The organism is Roseibium sp. MMSF_3412 (assembly GCF_030733265.1).
GTDB lineage: Bacteria > Pseudomonadota > Alphaproteobacteria > Rhizobiales > Stappiaceae > Roseibium.
Genome location: NZ_JASHJI010000013.1, coordinates 148,796 through 166,203, shown reverse-complemented (window position 1 = coordinate 166,203; position 17,408 = coordinate 148,796). Strand labels below are relative to the sequence as shown.

Here is a 17,408-nt window from a genome sequence, read left to right as displayed (position 1 = left end):
CCGACGCCCTGGAAGGCATGGCGCGTCTGGCGATCCGGTTCTGATGATGATCAGCGCCCGCGCCGTCCCGGACCTGATCCGGGACCTGAGCAGCGCCCGACAAGTGGCCCCGGCTCGGGGCCGGGGCGGCACGCGTTGGAACAATTCCGTCTGCAGTATGATGACGGCCCTGCAACTGCGCCGTCCCGGACCTGATCCGAGACCTGAGCACGGCTGGACGGCAGGCCCCGGCTCGGGGCCGGGGCGGCAAACAAAGGAGCCTGCTGGACCGCCTTGCGGTCCGGCTCCAAGTGAATGATTGCGGGGCTGTACAGAATAACGAAGGAGTCGAACATTGACCGGATTCCGGGACGCCAACTCGATCGAAGCCGGATCTCAACCGGCTGACGACCCCGAAACTGCGCCCTCTTCAGATGACGGAGTGGGCGGTGGGGCACCGCCGGGTGCGAAGCAGGAAGCGCCGGAAATTTCCTGTTCCGCCGGTCTCGCAAACTGGCTTCTGGCGAACGCGTGTTCCATCGTTTTCACGTCCTACCAGACCGGTCAGGTCTTTTTTGTCGGCGTCATGCCGAACGGCTCGCTGTCCTTTCATCAGCGCAACTTTCAAAGGGCCATGGGGCTCTGGACCGATCCCGCCGCGCAAAGCCTCTATATGAGCTCACTTTTCCAGCTTTGGCGCTTTGAAAACATGTTGCGACCCGGAGAGGTCGCCAATGCAAATCATGACAAGTGCTACATCCCGCGGCAGTCCTTCGTCACGGGCGACGTGGACGCGCACGATATCGGTGTCGATACTGATGGCCGGATCATTTTCGTCAACACGGCCTATTCCTGCCTCGCGGTTCCGGACCCGGTTTATTCCTTTCGCCCGCTGTGGAAACCGCCCTTCATCACCAAGCTAGTTGCCGAAGACCGCTGTCACCTGAATGGCCTCGCCATGAAGGCGGGTCAGCCCCGATATGTCACCGCCGTTTGCCGATCGGATGTTCTTAACGGATGGCGGGACCGGCGTGCCGAAGGCGGCATGATCATGGATGTAGCCGATGACACCGTCCTGACCGAAAACCTGTCGATGCCGCATTCGCCGCGGCTCTATCAGGATCAACTTTACGTTCTCGATTCCGGGCGCGGGAATCTTTGCCGGATCGACCGGACCACCGGAACTGCCGAAGCGGTCGCCTTTTGCCCCGGCTTCCTGCGCGGGCTTGCCTTTCAGAACGACCACGCGATCGTCGGGCTGTCGTTGCCCCGCGACCGGTCCTTTTCCGGTCTCGACCTTGACGGCACATTGCAGGAAAAGGACGCCGACCCCTGGTGCGGCATCCAGATCGTCGACTTGAAGTCCGGCAGCATTGTCGCATGGATACGCCTTACAGGTGGCATCCGGGAACTCTTCGATGTGGCGGTTCTGCAAAAAACCCGCTGCCCCATGGCACTTGGCTTCGTGGGGGACGACATCCGGAAGACGATCCGTTTCAGCGACGACTTTGCCACGTTCAGGAGACCTGCCCCTGACGGCAGCTGATCCGGGACCTTGGGAACACCCGGCCAGAGGCCCCGGCTTCGGGCCGGGGCGGCGATTGTTGGGGCACCTTCTGGATCGCAGTCAGTCGACCTCGGACACCACCAGCCGCGCGCCATCGATTGCATCCACGCGCACCTTCGTTCCCGCCGGAAGGTCCGGGCCTGTGATCCGCCAGATCGTGTCATCGATGGAGAGGTTTCCCGCACCCTCGCTGAGCGGCTTCTGCAGCGTGAATTCCCGCCCGATATAGCGGCTGCCGCGCTGGTTGAGGCCAGGATCTCCGGCTTCGGATGCCAGCTTGCGCATCATCCGTCTGCCGGCGAGGAGGCTGACGATTGACAGGACGAGGAAGATACTGACGAGAACCTGCCAGCTGGGATCGAAAATGAGGGCAACGACACCGACTGCGAGGGCGGACAGCCCGAACCAGAGGAAGATGCTTCCCGGAGCGACAATCTCGAGACCGAGCAGCAGCAAACCAAGGACGAACCACGTCCAGGGCCCGAGAGCACTGATCGTGTTTTCAATCAGCGTCACGAGGGGTCTCCTTCGGAACGGCCCGTATTCGGAATACGAGACGATGTACGCTCTTCCTGAGCCTTGTCACCGAAGGCTTCCTTCGCTATTTCGCCGATCCCGCTCAGCGAACCAAGCAGGGAGGTCGCTTCCATCGGCAGGATCAGCGTTTTCTGGTTACGGGAGGTCGCCAGCGCCTTGAACGCTTCGACATATTTGTTGGCGACGAAATAGTTGATCGCCTGGACGTCGCCGGAGGCAATGGCGGCACTGACCATCTGTGTTGCCTTTGCCTCGGCTTCCGCTTCCCGCTCACGGGCCTCCGCGTCGCGGAATGCGGATTCGCGCCGGCCTTCGGCTTCAAGGATAAGCGACTGCTTCTCGCCTTCAGCTTGCAGGATTTCGGACTGCCGCTTGCCTTCCGCTTCGAGGATGGAGGCGCGTTTGTCGCGCTCGGCCTTCATCTGACGTGCCATGGCGTCGACCAGATCCCGCGGCGGGTTGATGTCCTTGATCTCGATACGCGTGATCTTGACGCCCCAGGGCTCTGCTGCGGCGTCAACGACCCGCAGCACCTTCGCGTTGATCTCATCGCGATTTGACAGGAGACTGTCCAGGTCCATCGATCCCATGACCGAACGGATATTGGTCATGGTCAGGTTCAGGATCGCGTTCTGCAGCCCGAGAACCTCATAGGCGGCACGCGCTGCATCCAGCACCTGGTAGAAGGTCACACCGTCGGCGGTCACCGTCGCGTTGTCCCGCGTGATCACCTCCTGGGAGGGAACGTCGAGAACCTGTTCCATCATGTTCAGCTTGTGGCCGACCGTATCGATGAACGGAATGATGAAATTCAGGCCCGGCGACAGCGTCTTGCGGTACTTGCCGAACCGTTCGATCGTGTAGTTGTAGCCCTGTGGAACGGTCTTGACCCCGGCGAAGAACACCAGGATGACCAGCACCACGAGTGCGATCAGGACAATACTGGCTCCATCGATATCGATTGGCATGAATGTCTCCTGTATACGTCTGGATTTCCGCGGCCACTATGCTCTTTTTGCGTGAGTCGTTCCAGCGCCTTTACCGGCTACGCACCCCAAGTGCGCAGCACTTCCCACCTCTTTTTCCAAGGTTATGGGCGCAATAGGGTGTCGGCGCTGCCGACTGCCGGCCGCGTTCGCTTCGGATAGGTCGAAAAGAGTGTCCGCAGGGGTCGGCGCTTGGCCTCAGATCCAGCCGCCGAGTTCGCGCCTGACGATGTGTTCGATCACGTCCATGCCAAGCTCCGTGTCGTTGAGACATGGAATATGGGTGAAGTGCTCGCCGCCGGCCTCTTCGAAGATCTCGCCTGCTTCCCCGGCGATCTCTTCAAGTGTTTCCAGGCAATCGGCGACAAAACCCGGGTTCATGACAGCGACCTTGGAAACGCCGTCCTTTGCCAGTTGTTCAACGGTCTTGTCCGTGTAGGGCTGGAGCCATTCTTCGGGGCCGAACCGCGACTGGAACGTCACGCGCAGTTTCTGGTCGTCCCAGCCAAGAACTTCGCGCATCAGCCGCGTCGTCTTCATGCAGTGGCAATGATAGGGATCGCCGCGCTTGAAATAGGATTGCGGGATACCGTGATAGGACGTCAGGACAACATCAGGTTCGAAATCGAGCGTCGCAAGATGCTCTTTCACGGAATTCGCCAGCGCGGTCACGTAGACCGGGTCATCGTGGTAGGGCGGCACGGTCCGGATTGCGGGCTGCCATCGCATCTCCAGCAGGGTCTTGCAGACGACATCGTTCACCGTTGCGGTCGTCGTTGCCGAGTATTGCGGATAAAGCGGGAACACCAGGATCCGGTCACAGCCTTCCTCCTTAAGCGCCTTCAGCTTGTCTGGAATGGACGGCTGCCCGTAGCGCATCGCCCAGTCCACCTTCAGCCGGTCGCCTTCGACCCCCATGACCTCGGCGAGTTTTTCCGATTGGCTTCGCGTGATGGTCCTAAGCGGGGACTCGTTCTTCTCGTGGTTCCAGATCTCGTCATAGGCCTTGCCGGACTTGCCGGGACGGGTCATCAGGACAATGCCATACAGGATCGGGTACCAGATCGCCCGCGGCCATTCGATCACGCGCTTGTCGGACAGGAACTCGCGCAGGTAACGGCGCATCGGCCAGTAGTCCGTTGCATCCGGAGTACCGAGATTGACCAGCAGGACACCGACCTTGCCGCTTTTGACCGGCGGGTGATCTCCCGGCAGATGCAGTTTGCGGAATTCGGCGGCCTTGTCAGTCGCCAGCGGTGCGGTTGGTTGAACGTTCATAAGCTCGGTGTGTCCCTCAGCGGCATGTCCTCTGGTGCCATACATAGGCCAACCTCCAGTGAAGGCCAATGCGGCATAGCGCTTACGCTGGAGAATTGTGCCGGATCACCGGGAAACACGACCCCGATGCGCCGGGAGGAAACGCTTCAAAACCATCGGCAGATGGTTCGTCATTCCGGGTTGACAGCTGATTTGCCGAACCCCGGGTCATGCCATGGCACGAATATGCATCAATCCTCTCCTTCGTCACCCCGGGCGAACGAAGTGAGACCCGGGGCCGGGGCGCCCCGATCCGCCGGGAGGAGGCGGCGAGAAGCTCAAATTCTCTGTCTCCCCGATCCCGGCTCGCGCTGCGCTTGGCCGGGATGACGAAAACAAGGGGTATTCATCATTCCTGAAGGACTTCTCGTATGTGAAGCAGAACGGCATGGACTGCGAGTTCAAGTCCGGCAATGACGGACGGAAATGCATCAATCCTCGCCATCGTCACCCCGGGCGAACGAAGTGAGACCCGGGGCCGGGGCGCCCCGATCCGCCGGGAGGAGGCGGCGAGAAGCGGAAAGAAAACGACGCATGCCGGAACCCATGTCACTGGTCGGGTTCCAACCTTGCTGCCGTCTTTCCTCACCCGTATTCGCGCTCGTCGGCAATCACCTTGCCGTCGTTGGGAAGAGCGCCCGGCGGCACGATCTCAACGTCACCTTTCAGCCGTGTGATTTCCTTGAGCGTCACCGCCACCCGGTCGGTCAACCCGTCGGCACTGATGTCGGTTTCCACCGACAGGGTCATCGCGTCGCTTTCGCCCGCGCGGCTGACGGCGAGCCGGGCCTTGCTGACTTCCGGATGCGCGGCAACGATCTGCGCGATTTGCGCCGGATCGACAAACATGCCCTTGACCTTGGTGCGCTGGTCCGCACGTCCCATCCAGCCTGCGAGCTGCATGTTGGTGCGCCCGCAGCCCGACCGCCCCGGAATGACCTTGGACAGATCGCCGGTTCCGAACCGGATCAGGGGATAGAGCGTGTTGAAATTGGTCACGACCAGTTCGCCGACTTCCCCGTCTTTAACCGGTTCGCCGGTGCCCGGACGCACAATCTCGACAATAAAGTCCTCATTGACGACCATACCGGTGCGGGCTTCGGTCTCATAGGCGATGACGCCGAGATCAGCGGTCGCGTAGCACTGGGCGACCCGAATGCCCTGGTCCTCGTATTCCTGCCTGAGGGACGGAAACAGGGCGCCGCCGGAGACAAGCGCCTTTTTGATGGAGGAAACATCACGGCCCTGTTCCCGCCCCCGGTCGAGGAGCACTTTCAGATAGTCGGGCGTGCCCACAAAGCCTGAAGGCTTCAGCACCCCGATGGCCTCTACCTGCGTGTCGGTGTTGCCGACGCCAGCGGGAAAGACCGTGCATCCGAGCGCAATGGCCCCCTGGTCCAGAATGAAGCCTCCCGGTGTCAGATGATAGGAGAACGCGTTCAGAACCGTGTCACCCTTGCGGAAACCGGCGGCGAACAGGCTGCGTGCGCCATTCCAGGGATCGAGACCGGGCGCCTGCGGTTCCCAGATCGGCCCGGGTGACATGAAGACGCGTGCGGCTTCGGAGAGTTCGCCCGCCAGGAATCCCCCGAAGGGCGGGTCGGCTTTCTGCCGCTCCATGAGGTCCGGCTTGCGCAGGATCGGCAGGGCGGCCAGCGACACGCGGTCGACGACAGCCGTCAGATCGCAGCCATCCAGCTGCTCGGCCCAGGCGGGTGCGCGGCGCATGGCATGTGCCATGAGTTCCGGCAACCGGACAAAGAGATCCCGTTCGCGCAAAGCGGGGTCCTGCCGCTCGCGCGCATCAAACTGTTGGTCGCTCATGGTCGTCTCCGCGTCTTTGGCTTCCGGGTCACGTGCCCGTCAGGCCAGCCAGCGCTTCCTTCGCTTGTAATGTTTGACATTCCGGAACGAGCGGCGCCCTTCGCCGCCAACGCCCAGATAGAATTCCTTCACATCCTCGTTTTCCCGAAGCGCCTTGGCATCGCCGTCAAGCACGATGCGGCCGGATTCCAGGATGTATCCGTATGTCGCGTATTTCAGTGCAACATTGGTGTTCTGTTCCGCCAGCAGGAAGGACACGCCTTCGTTCTCGTTGAGCTGGCGGACAATCTCGAAAATCTCTTCAACAAGCTGCGGCGCAAGGCCCATGCTCGGTTCGTCCAGCAGGATCATTTTCGGCCGGCTCATCAGCGCGCGTCCGATCGCGCACATTTGCTGTTCGCCGCCGGACGTGTAGCCTGCCTGGCTCTGGCGGCGCTCTCTGAGCCGCGGGAAATAGTTATAGACCATCTCCAGGTCAGCCTTGACTGCGGCATGCCCGTCCTTGCGGGTATAGGCTCCGGTCAGAAGGTTCTCCTCGATGGACAGGTGACCGAAACAGTGGCGGCCCTCCATCACCTGGATGCAGCCGCGCCGGACAAGCTCGTTCGGCGACAGCGCCTGGACCTCGTCCTGATCGAACAGGATCGATCCCTTTGTGACTTCGCCGCGTTCGGCGCTCAGGAGATTGGAAATCGCCTTCAGGGTCGTTGTCTTGCCCGCACCGTTCGCGCCGAGCAGCGCCACGATCCCGCCCTTCGGAACGGTCAGCGAAACGCCCTTCAGGACAAGGATCACGTGGTCGTAGATGACCTCGATATTGTTGACCGAAAGGATCGTCTCCGAAGCGTCAGGTGCGCCGTCCGAACCGTTCTGTTCTACATCCAGCAATGCCATTCAACTCTCTCCTGGGATGCTCCGCCGCGCGGGGTGCGCGGCGGAACGGACTGCCATATCAGTTCGGGCAGGGCTCGGTGCGCTCCGGCCAGGGAGCGTTCTTTTGCGCATACTCGGCAGCAGCTGCTTCGAGAAGCGGACGAACGATGTCGGTCATCGGCTCGATCCAGCCCGATGCCTGACGCCATTGCTTGCCGTCCCATTCCTGAATGAAGACAGGGTGGCTTCCAGCATGATCATCGCAGGTGACCTTCATCGGATGCGCGAAACCGGCAAGACCGAGTTCCTTCAGACGCGCTTCGTCAAGATCAAGCGCTTCCAGGCCCATCCGCATGTCTGCACCGGTGATGACCTTCTTGCCGGTCAGCTCCTGTGCTGTGCGGATACCCTCGGCAATGATCACCGAGTTCAGGACGCCGCGGTTATAGAGCGTGCCGCCGATCGAACCTGCATCGGTCGAGCTGAGGCCGGCATCGATCACGTGCTTCTTGATGTCGTCAAGAGCCGGGAAGTCACTGCCGACACCGGAGAAGTTCATGGCCTTGTAGCCCTTGGCGCCTTCACCGCCCGCAGCGGCATCATCATCGCCCGCTGACCACCAGACACCGATGAACTTGTCCATCGGGAAGCGGATCTTGACGGCTTCCTTGATGGCTGTCGGGTTCATCGCCCCCCAGCCCCACATCACCATGTAGTCCGGGCGGTCCCGGCGTACGTTCAGCCATTGCGATGACTGGTTCTGCATTTCCTTCACGCCGACCGGATACTGCAGCAGCTCGAAGCCGTATTTTTCGGCCAACTGCTCCAGAAGCGGGATCGGCTCGCGGCCATAGCCGGCATCCAGGAAGATGTACCCGATCTTCTTGCCCTTGAGGTTGTCGAGCCCGCCTTCCTGCTCACCGATATACTTGATGACGACGGATGCGCCGTCCCAGTAGGTATCAGGAACGTTGAAGACCCACGGGAACGTGGAACCGACGGCCGCTGCGGAGAGGCCGTAGCCCATCGACAGGACCGGGATCTTGTCGACGCCCGCTTTCGGGATCAGCTGAAGCGTGATGCCGGTGGAGTAAGGGTTGTAGACCAAAGCGCCCTTGCCCTTTGTTGCCTCGTAGCACTCGACGCCCTTCTGCGCGTTATAGCCGGTCTCGCATTCCTCGAGCTCCAGCTTCACGCCGCCGATACCACCGTCACGCTCGTTGAGCATTTTCAGGTAATCGTGCATGCCGTTGGCGATATGAATGCCGGACGCGGCAAACGGACCGGTGCGGTAGGTCAGCAGCGGCACATAATTGCTGTCTTCAGCCTGAGCAACCGTCGTCGTGGCCAGGCCGGAAATTCCGACCCCGAGCGCAACAGCGGTTCCCAGCGCAATTTGTTTGATGCGTTTCATGTTTCTCCTCCCATGCGGCTCCGGACCATCCGGCACCGCCAGACCTGTTGCGCCATTCCTCTCCGGACCGGTCCAAATCCGGATGACGTTCAAAATGACTGGCCCCCTAATAGGGGAAGGGCCAGACCCTGAGCTTCTGCTTCGCGATCTGCCAGAGCCGCGCAAACCCGTGCGGTTCGACGATCAGGAAGAAGATGATGAGAGCGCCGACGATCATGAACGTGACATGTTCGACCGTTTCGGCGGCAAGGTTGATCCCGATGGTACCGGGAATGAATTTCAGGAACACCGGCAGGATCCAGATGAACGCTGCGCCCATGAACGATCCGCTCAGGCTGCCGAGACCGCCCAGGATTACCATGAACAGGATCTGGAACGACAGCGCGATCGAATAGGACGACGGCTCTGCTGCATTCAGCCAGAAGAACACCATCATCGCGCCGGCGACGCCGCAGATATAGGACGAGACGGCAAACGCCATGAGCTTGGTCTGCAGAGGACGGATACCCATCAGCTCGGCGGCGATGTCCATGTCGCGGATCATCATCCAGGATCGTCCGATCCGGCCGCGCAGCACATTTGCCATCAGGAAGGCAATCAGCGCCGTGATGCTGAGCACGATGAAGTACCGCACGATCGGGGTTGCCTCCGCGCCCGACACCACGACCCCGAAGGCTTCGCGATGCGGGATCTCGATCGCACCTGAGGCGTTGTCGTTGTAGAGCCACGGTATGCGGATGAAGCACCACTCCAGGAAGAACTGGGCGGCAAGGGTCGTCACGGCAAGGTAGAGCCCCTTGATGCGCAGGCTCGGCAGTCCGAACACGGCACCGATCGCCGCCGAGAACACGCCCGAGAGCAGCACCATGACGATGACATTTGCGTCCGGGAAGATCGTCGTGAGTTTGTAGGCCGCATAGGCACCCACACCCATGAAGGCACCGGTCCCCAGTGAGAGCTGCCCGCAGAAACCTGTCAGGACATTCAGCCCGATCGCCGCCAGCGCGAAAACCAGGAACGGGATCATGATCGAGGTTAGGAAGAAGTCATTGGCAAGGACCGGGATGACCACAAAGGCAATGGCCAGGATAACCAGAAGCCCGATCCGGTCCTGCAGGATCGGCATCAGCGCCTGATCCGCCTTGTAGCTCGTCTTGAATTGGCCAGCTTCGCGATAGAACATTCTTTTTATACCCGCTCAATGATGCGTTCGCCGAAGAGGCCTTGCGGACGGAACAGAAGAAAGATGAGGGCAATGATGTAGGCGAGCCACGATTCGATCCCGCCGCCGACAAGACCACCCCAGTAGAGCTCCCCGATCTTCTCGCCGAACCCGATGATCAGCCCGCCGACAATCGCGCCGGGTATCGAGGTGAAGCCGCCGAGGATCAGCACCGGCAGCGCCTTGAAGGCGACGATTTCGAGCGCGAAGGAAACGTCCGAACGCGCGCCCCACATGATCCCGGTTGCAAGCGCCACAAGGCCGGCTGCGAACCAGACGATGGCCCAGATCTGGTTGAGTGAGATGCCGACGGAAAGCGCCGCCTGGTGATCGTCCGCAACAGCCCTGAGGGCCCGTCCGATCCGCGTCTTGTTGAAGAAGACGCCGAGCGCCGCCACCATCAGCACCGCGATCACGGCGGCAGCAATATCGATGTGCTGCAGGATGATCAGGCCGCGCTCCCCGAATTCGATTGCGGTGGAGCCGGTCGGCAGTCCGAGTTCCTCGGTAATCATCTGCTTCGGCTCGCCGCCGAAGACGAATTCCCCGAAGCCGATCAGGAAATAGGTCAGGCCGATGGTCGCCATGAGCAGGATGATGTCGGGCTGGTTGACGAGCGGCCGCATGACCACACGCTCCACCCCGTAGGCAAGGATGCCCATCGCACCGATCGTCAGGGCAAGTGCGAGATAGGCGGGAACGCCGTTTTCGTTGAGGCCCACAAGCGTCAGCCCGGCGAACACCACCATGATGCCCTGCGCGAAGTTGAACACGCCCGATGCCTTGAAGATCAGCACGAACCCGAGCGCGATCAGCGCGTAGAGGATGCCCGCAACGAACCCCTCCCAGAGCACCTGGAGGAAGAAATCCGGCATATCGTACATCTGCACGAAGGGATCAATGAAAATGTCGTAGAGCATCGTTTCACTCTCCCCTAGTGACTGACGCCGAGATAGGCATCGATAACGTTCTGGTCCGCCTGCACGTCTTCGGGCGGACCGTCCGCGATTTTCTTGCCGTAGTCGAGCACGACCACCCGGTCGGACAGATCCATGACCACGCCCATGTCATGTTCGATCAGCGCGATCGTGGTGCCGAATTCCTGGTTCACATCGAGAATGAAGCGGCTCATGTCCTCTTTTTCTTCCAGGTTCATGCCGGCCATCGGTTCATCCAGCAGAAGCAGATCCGGTTCCATGGCAAGGGCACGCCCGAGCTCGACCCGCTTTTGCAGACCGTAGGGCAGGCGTCCGACGGGCGTCTTGCGGATTGCCTGGATTTCCAGGAAGTCGATGATGTCCTCGACCTTGCGGCGATGTTCGATCTCCTCGGCCTCCGCCGGTCCGCGCCAGATCAGTTGCCAGAAGAAATTGCGATGCATCTTCAAGGAGCGCCCGGACATGATGTTGTCGAGCGTGGTCATTCCCTTGAAGAGCGCAACGTTCTGGAACGTGCGCGCGATGCCCTGGCTGGCGGCCTCGTACGGCTTCATCTTGCGCCGTTCCTTGCCCTGCCAGGTGATCGTGCCTTCCTGCGGATGGTAAAAGCCGTTGATCACATTGAGCATCGAGGTCTTGCCGGCACCGTTCGGACCGATGATCGCCCGGATCTCGCCCTTCAGGATGTCGAAGGAAATATCCGTGATGGCCTTTACGCCGCCGAAGGACAGCGAGACGTTGTCCACCCGCAGCAATTCCTCGCGCGCCGCCGCTTCGGCAGACCCGTCCGGAGCCGTTGTCATGTCTGTTGCAAAGGCATTCATTCGGCAGCCTCCTGATAGCCCTTGCCAGGATCGTGGGTTTCCATGTCACGGATCTCGACCGTGGCTTCGATCGCCCCTTTCCGGCCGTCCTCGAAAGTGACTTCCGTGCGGATATGCTTGGAGGTCGAGCCGTCATAGAGCGCCTCGATCAGAGGGTCGTAGCGTTCCGCGATGAAGCTCCGCCGCACTTTCTGGGTCCGGGTCAGTTCCCCGTCATCGGCGTCCAGCTCCTTGTGCAGGATCAGGAAGCGCTTGATCTGGGCACCCGCCATCATCGGCTCGCGCGAAAGGTCGCGGTTGACCTGATCGACATGGCTTTCCACCATGGCGTAGACATCCGGATGCGCCGCGAGTTCCTGATAGGAGGCGTAGTTGACGTTGTTCCGTTCCGCCCAGGAACCGACGGCTGTCAGATCAATATTGAGGAACACGGCGACCATGTCGCGTTCGTGACCGAAGGCGACCGCTTCCTTGATATTGGGAAAGAACTTCAGCTTGTTCTCGATATATTTCGGAGCAAAGAGGGCACCGTCATTGAGCTTGCCGACATCCTTGGCCCGGTCGATGATCTTCAGGTGTCCGTTTTCGGCAATGATGCCGGCATCGCCCGTATGCACCCAGCCATCCGGCGTCTTGGTCTTTTCCGTTGCCTCGTCATTCTTGAAGTAACCGACGAAAACGCCCGGAGACCGGTACATGACCTCACCGTTGTCGGCGATTTTCAACTCGACATCCGGAGCCGGCTTTCCGACCGTATCGCCAAAGATCTCGCCATCCGGCTGCAGCGTGATGTAGACGCTGGCTTCCGTCTGCCCGTAGAGCTGTTTCAGGTTGAGACCGAGCGAGCGGTAGAACTGGAAAATCTCCGGTCCGATGGCCTCACCGGCGGTGTAACCGACTTTCATCCGCGTCAGTCCCATCCGGTTCTTCAATGGCCCATAGACGAAAAACTCGCCGAGCTTGTAGAGAAGCTTGTCCTTGAAGGCCACGGTTTCACCGTTGAGGATCTTCTCTCCGACCTTGCGCGCAACATCCATGAAGTAGTTGAACATGGCGCGCTTGGTTTTGCCTGCATCCTCCATGCGCACCATGATCTGTGTCAGCAGGGTTTCAAATACCCTGGGCGGCGCAAAGAAATAGGTCGGCGCGATTTCCCGCCGGTCGACATCGATCGTGTCCATGCCTTCCGGACAGTTGACGCAATAGGCGGCCGTGAACGCCTGCGCCAGCGAGAACACATGATCGCCGATCCACGCCATCGGCAGGTAGGCGAGCACTTCCTCCGTTTCGTCCAGATGATCGAAAACATTCGCGTTCCGGGCCGAAATCGCCAGATTGTCGAAGGACAGCATGACGCCCTTGGGGCGCCCGGTCGTGCCGGACGTATAGAGCATCACGGCAATATCCGAGCCCTTGCCCCCGGCAAACCCCTTCTCCCATTCGCCGGCAAGCGATCCGTTTTCCGCCTGCAGGGCACGGCCCTTGTCCTGAACGGATTCGTATGAGTGCAAATGGGTGTGGTCATAATCGCGCAGGCCCCGGATCTCGTCGTAGATCACATCCTTGAGGGTGGGCACTTCGCCGGACATGGACAGCAGCTTGTCGACCTGCTCCTGGTCTTCGACGACCGCAAACTTCACCTCGGCATGACCGAGGACATAGGCCATTTCTTCGGCAACGGAGTCGGAATAGACGGGCACCGGAACCGCGCCCAGCGCCTGTGCGGCAACCATGGACCAGTACAGTCTCGGACGGTTCGCGCCGACAATGGCGATCTTGTCGCCCTGTTCCAGTCCCAGTGATTTCAGCCCGATTGAAAAGGCGCGGATTTCCTCGCATACCTCGGACCAGGTCCAGCTCTGCCAGATCCCGTAGTCCTTTTCCCGGAATGCTGTCCGGCTTCCAAACACCTTTGCATTGCGCAAGAGGATTTTCGGAAAGGTATCTTCCCCGCTCGGCGACGTGCCGCTCGACCCTGCCATTATTCGTTTCTTCCCCTTGGACCGCCTTGTCCGGATCTGTTTTCACAGATCTTTCGCCGATCCGTTCTTGTTCAACCGGCTGCAACGAAAACGAAACGGCCGGTCTGGAAGGTGCCCCGGTTCCGGGGTCATTCTTTCAACGAGTATGAAACAGCCTGCCGCACCAACCTTCAACCGGTAATTTGCCGAAGACGGGTGGACATCACGTCCCATCGCTATGATGGAGACGCTAGACCGGCTGATTTGCAGCAATATGATCCAATTGTTTCCAATTGTTGCAATTGCGCTGCGGCTGCGAAGCGCTGCTTTTCCATTTCGGCGGGCCGCGACAGGTCGCCCGGCCAAATCCGCACTCCTCAAAACTTTCTAAGTAAGATCTATGCAATATCAGAATTAATTTAAGTTTTATTAAGCGCTACCATTGGTTGAATTAAATAAAATAAAATAAAAGATTCGTGACGAGAAACACATAACAGAATTATTACTTGGGACACAATGGAATCTGCTGGGAACAGAGATTATCCGGCCCGATATCTGCGACCCTTTATCAGAAACCGTGAGGCAAAAAATGCCAGAATTGACCGAACGAGAACGTCGTGAACTTGCAGTCAATACATTCGAAACGGACCTGGAGCGTGCCAGGGATGCCTGGATAAACAGGCGTGTTTTGCCCTATGTGCGATGCTATGGAACAGCATATGCCTGGTTCACCCACGTCCTCGACAAGAAGAAGAAAAAAGATGCACTTAAGCACGCGACCTACGTGGAAATCTTCACGGCGGTTGCGCTCGTTGTCGGTCCGACCGTCCTTGGCGCTGCGCCCATCGCAGCGGCGCTGGCAGCGACCGGCAACGCGTCCCGCCAGGTGGCGACCCGTTTGGCGGGCAGGCTCAGCCAGTTAAACCTTGCAAACGAACGGACAGCGGAAGCAGCTTTGCATCGATTTATCGGCGGAACATCGACTGCCGTAAAGGCAACGATTTCCGGACCCGTGAAAAACTATCTCAAGGGTCAGACACCGGCTTCGACAACGCCCAAATCGCACCCTCAGTCCGGAGTGGCGTTTGTCGGCAATGGGCCTCCGGGAAGCACGCCCAACACTGCGATCCAGAGAGCCTGGATGGAGCAACTGTTTTACGAAATCCCGGCAACGCTGTTGGCGCGGGCGATCCATATGCGTGACAACCCCGACGGCGACTACAAAACTGTCGAGGGCCTGCGGAAGGAACTCGACAAGTTCCGTCAAGGCGAATTCATGAAAAATGCAGCAGGCCTGAAACCGTTGAAACAGGAACAACTGATTGGCATTCGCAACCGCATGGAAAAGGCGATCTGGGCCATGTGGACGCTCAAGCACATTCGGCGCGAAACGAAACAGGTAAACAGTTATGCCTTGGGGTATGGCTACGCCGCTCTGAGCCAGGGCGGATCCCGCTATGCCAACACGAAAATCCCAAGTTCGTATGAGACCATCACACCGGTTCCCGACGAGGTATTTGAAAGGCTTTGCAACCTGCATATCCAGGTTCGGCGTCTGCCGACCGGAGCCGGAGCGTTGCGCTACAGCCGGGAAAACAACTATCCGCGCCTGATCCTCGAATGGGCTGAAAACTACGTCAGAACAGCACCGGCGACGCTGCAGCCGGTCCGGGATCGCTAGCCCGGGAAACAGATCCTGTCGGAGCATCGTCCGCTCTTCGAGCGGACGGTTGTTGTCCATGGAGCCCGCCCCGCTGCAGGCATCCGTATCCTGCATGGGTCTTCCCGCGTCAACGCGGAAAATGCACCGGAGGAAAGGCAGCCTGCACGTGTGCATCCCGGAACCCGGCCCCCAAGCTTACGTTAGGTAATTGCACCGCTCCAGCATCACCCCTATACTCGGCAGACGCACAAATTCAAAAAATACAACCGAAATACAACCACAAATAATTTCGAGGGGGGAGACGGCATGGCCAAGCGTCCAGCCAGAGCGAAACAAGCCAAAAAGACAAAATCACAGGCGGCGAAAAAGAAAGCGCCGGCGGTCAAGGCATCGCAGCCTGTGGCCGGCCCTTCGCTCGGCCAGCGTGTCTTGAACGTGCCTCGGGATGCGACCGACCTGCGTGATCGCAAGTATGAACCAGCTCTTCTCGATCTGAAACTCTCCATGGATCCGCCCGGTCCGGACATGAGCCCGATCCGCGACCAGGGCGGTGAAGGATCCTGCACTGGCTTTGCGCTTTCCAGTGCGATCACGTTGCTCAACCGCAAGCGCCACAGCCAGCTCTCAAATCCTGTTGAGGCGCCTCTGGCCAGTGCGCGCATGCTCTATGAGATGGCGAAGCTCAACGATGAGTGGCCAGGCGAGGATTACGAGGGCTCCAGCATCAGGGCGGCTCTGAAGGGGTTCTTCAACAATGGCGTCTGCAGCGAGGACCTGGCACCCTACGTGGAGGGCGAGCGCAATTGGTATCTGAGGAAACATCAGGCCGAGGACGCCAGAAAGGTCGGCCTCGGAGCGTACTTTCGCCTGCGCCCCCAGATCATCGACTATCACGCGGCCCTGAACGAGGCCGGGGTAATCTATGCCTCTGCGATGGTCCACCGGGGATGGCAGCGCCCGCGCCGGGGCGACATTGCCCCTTCGAACGTGACCGAGGGCGGTCACGCCTTCATCATTGTCGGCTATGATGACAAGGGCTTCCTGATCCAGAATTCCTGGGGAGAACAATGGGGCGGTTTCAACGGACAGCCCGGGATTGCCCGCTGGCGCTACGAAGACTGGTCGGCAAACATCATGGATGCCTGGGTGTTGCGGCTCAATGTTCCGACCCCGGACTCTTTCGACCTCACGGTCCAGTCACCTGATGACGGCAGCCGGAATCTATTGGGCTCCCCCACCGCACGCGGGCCACGCCACGAGGAGATCGTCGGCCACATCATCCATCTCGATGACGGCAATCTCGTTGAAACCGGAAAATACCCGACCCCCGTTGCAAGCCTCCAGGAAACCGCTGACTTTCTGGCGGATGAAGAGGCGACGGCAGGACGCGACTACAAGCACCTGATGTTTTACGCCCACGGCGGCCTGAACGACCAGAATGCTTCCGCGAACCGCGTCAGAAAAATGAAGGAGGTGTTCAAGCGCAACGGCATCTACCCGATCCATTTCATGTGGGAAACGGGATTTTTCGAGACGCTTGGAGACATCATCTTTGCGTCAAACGCCAAGGCGGCTGCGCGCGTCGGTAGCGTCTCGGACTTTTTTGACCGTGTTTTCGAAACGACGGTCCGGCTTCCCGGACGGGCCATCTGGCGGGACATGAAACGCGATGCCGGTCAGTCCTTCGTTTCGTCGGGTGGTGGAGCGAAGGCGCTCAAGATTCTGCTCAAGGGCAATGCCAAACGGCAAAAGCCGCTCAAGATACATCTGATCGGCCACAGTGCCGGAGGCATATTTCTCGGCCACCTGCTCGACCGGCTCAATTCCGTGAACCCGCTTTCCGAACCGGTCCAGTCCTGCTCCCTGATGGCGCCGGCCTGCACCATCGATTTCTTCAACAGGTTCTATCATCCCAGAATTGGCGGCAAGCAGGCCGCATCGGATATCGCGCAACTGGTGCAGTACAATCTGATCGACCAGCGTGAACGGGACGACTCAGTCGGCCCCTACAGGAAGTCGCTTCTGTACCTTGTCTCGAATGCCTTCGAGGATGAACGCAAGATGCCGCTTCTGGGAATGGAGAAGTTCAGCAAGAAACTCTCCCTGAAAGCGGCTCACAAGCTCCACTACGCAGGGCGCGGCGACACGATCACGGACAGCAAGACCCATGGCGGTTTCGACAACGACCGGGCGACGATGAACAACATCCTGAAGAATATTCTTGGCACCAAGCCGTCACCGGCCAAGGGCTTCCAGCCGGAGGACATGACCGGCTACTAGATCTTGCGCGGGCGGGCATGCGC

At 59.8% G+C, this 17,408-nt stretch carries 13 protein-coding genes; 3 read left to right on the top strand and 10 right to left on the bottom strand.

Annotated elements, in window-relative coordinates; genetic code table 11:
- Nucleotides 1-334: 334 nt before the first annotated feature.
- Nucleotides 335-1,525: a TIGR03032 family protein gene (locus RBB49_RS20835; protein WP_306144814.1), complete on the top strand. Its 1,191-nt coding sequence runs from the start codon at nt 335-337 to the stop codon at nt 1,523-1,525.
- Between the two features lie 81 nt (nt 1,526-1,606).
- Here RBB49_RS20835 and RBB49_RS20830 read toward each other — a convergent pair whose 3' ends face one another.
- From RBB49_RS20830 to RBB49_RS20785, 10 genes are all read right to left on the bottom strand, one after another.
- On the bottom strand, nt 1,607-2,062 hold the full coding sequence (locus tag RBB49_RS20830; protein ID WP_306144813.1) for an NfeD family protein: 456 nt from the start codon (nt 2,060-2,062) through the stop codon (nt 1,607-1,609).
- Entirely contained in the window at nt 2,059-3,039 is a 981-nt protein-coding gene (locus RBB49_RS20825) for an SPFH domain-containing protein (RefSeq protein WP_306144822.1), read from the bottom strand. The genes RBB49_RS20830 and RBB49_RS20825 overlap by 4 nt, the downstream gene beginning before the upstream one ends.
- A gap of 228 nt (nt 3,040-3,267) precedes the next feature.
- Entirely contained in the window at nt 3,268-4,347 is a 1,080-nt protein-coding gene (hemH, locus tag RBB49_RS20820; RefSeq protein WP_306144821.1) for a ferrochelatase, read from the bottom strand.
- Between the two features lie 624 nt (nt 4,348-4,971).
- Complete coding sequence (locus tag RBB49_RS20815; protein WP_306144812.1) at nt 4,972-6,210, bottom strand: phenylacetate--CoA ligase family protein; 1,239 nt, start codon at nt 6,208-6,210, stop codon at nt 4,972-4,974.
- 39 nt (nt 6,211-6,249) lie between these two features.
- Nucleotides 6,250-7,104, bottom strand: coding sequence for an ABC transporter ATP-binding protein (locus RBB49_RS20810; RefSeq protein ID WP_306144811.1), 855 nt, complete (start codon nt 7,102-7,104; stop codon nt 6,250-6,252).
- Nucleotides 7,105-7,162: 58 nt separating this feature from the next.
- Nucleotides 7,163-8,497: an ABC transporter substrate-binding protein gene (locus tag RBB49_RS20805; protein WP_306144810.1), complete on the bottom strand. Its 1,335-nt coding sequence runs from the start codon at nt 8,495-8,497 to the stop codon at nt 7,163-7,165.
- Nucleotides 8,498-8,603: 106 nt separating this feature from the next.
- Nucleotides 8,604-9,680 (bottom strand): branched-chain amino acid ABC transporter permease, encoded by a 1,077-nt coding sequence (locus RBB49_RS20800; RefSeq protein ID WP_306144809.1) that lies wholly within the window; start codon nt 9,678-9,680, stop codon nt 8,604-8,606.
- Between the two features lie 5 nt (nt 9,681-9,685).
- Nucleotides 9,686-10,639: a branched-chain amino acid ABC transporter permease gene (locus tag RBB49_RS20795; protein ID WP_306144808.1), complete on the bottom strand. Its 954-nt coding sequence runs from the start codon at nt 10,637-10,639 to the stop codon at nt 9,686-9,688.
- 14 nt (nt 10,640-10,653) lie between these two features.
- A complete protein-coding gene (locus tag RBB49_RS20790; RefSeq protein ID WP_306144820.1) occupies nt 10,654-11,460 on the bottom strand; it encodes an ABC transporter ATP-binding protein in 807 nt (268 codons plus the stop codon).
- 17 nt (nt 11,461-11,477) lie between these two features.
- Complete coding sequence (locus RBB49_RS20785; RefSeq protein ID WP_306144807.1) at nt 11,478-13,463, bottom strand: long-chain fatty acid--CoA ligase; 1,986 nt, start codon at nt 13,461-13,463, stop codon at nt 11,478-11,480.
- Nucleotides 13,464-14,031: 568 nt separating this feature from the next.
- On the opposite strand from RBB49_RS20785, the gene RBB49_RS20780 reads away from it, so the two are divergent.
- Both RBB49_RS20780 and RBB49_RS20775 read left to right on the top strand, forming a co-directional pair.
- A complete protein-coding gene (locus RBB49_RS20780; RefSeq protein ID WP_306144806.1) occupies nt 14,032-15,123 on the top strand; it encodes a hypothetical protein in 1,092 nt (363 codons plus the stop codon).
- A gap of 288 nt (nt 15,124-15,411) precedes the next feature.
- Entirely contained in the window at nt 15,412-17,385 is a 1,974-nt protein-coding gene (locus tag RBB49_RS20775; protein ID WP_306144805.1) for a C1 family peptidase, read from the top strand.
- Nucleotides 17,386-17,408: the final 23 nt, after the last annotated feature.

Bases quoted from the DNA above. Each gene is read 5' to 3' on its own strand.
- RBB49_RS20785 (WP_306144807.1), bottom strand. From the start codon at position 13,463: ATGGCAGGGTCGAGCGGCACGTCGCCGAGCGGGGAAGATACCTTTCCG.
- RBB49_RS20780 (WP_306144806.1), top strand. From the start codon at position 14,032: ATGCCAGAATTGACCGAACGAGAACGTCGTGAACTTGCAGTCAATACA.
- RBB49_RS20790 (WP_306144820.1), bottom strand. From the start codon at position 11,460: ATGACAACGGCTCCGGACGGGTCTGCCGAAGCGGCGGCGCGCGAGGAA.
- RBB49_RS20805 (WP_306144810.1), bottom strand. From the start codon at position 8,497: ATGAAACGCATCAAACAAATTGCGCTGGGAACCGCTGTTGCGCTCGGG.
- hemH (WP_306144821.1), bottom strand. From the start codon at position 4,347: ATGAACGTTCAACCAACCGCACCGCTGGCGACTGACAAGGCCGCCGAA.
- RBB49_RS20775 (WP_306144805.1), top strand. From the start codon at position 15,412: ATGGCCAAGCGTCCAGCCAGAGCGAAACAAGCCAAAAAGACAAAATCA.
- RBB49_RS20810 (WP_306144811.1), bottom strand. From the start codon at position 7,104: ATGGCATTGCTGGATGTAGAACAGAACGGTTCGGACGGCGCACCTGAC.
- RBB49_RS20815 (WP_306144812.1), bottom strand. From the start codon at position 6,210: ATGAGCGACCAACAGTTTGATGCGCGCGAGCGGCAGGACCCCGCTTTG.
- RBB49_RS20795 (WP_306144808.1), bottom strand. From the start codon at position 10,639: ATGCTCTACGACATTTTCATTGATCCCTTCGTGCAGATGTACGATATG.
- RBB49_RS20800 (WP_306144809.1), bottom strand. From the start codon at position 9,680: ATGTTCTATCGCGAAGCTGGCCAATTCAAGACGAGCTACAAGGCGGAT.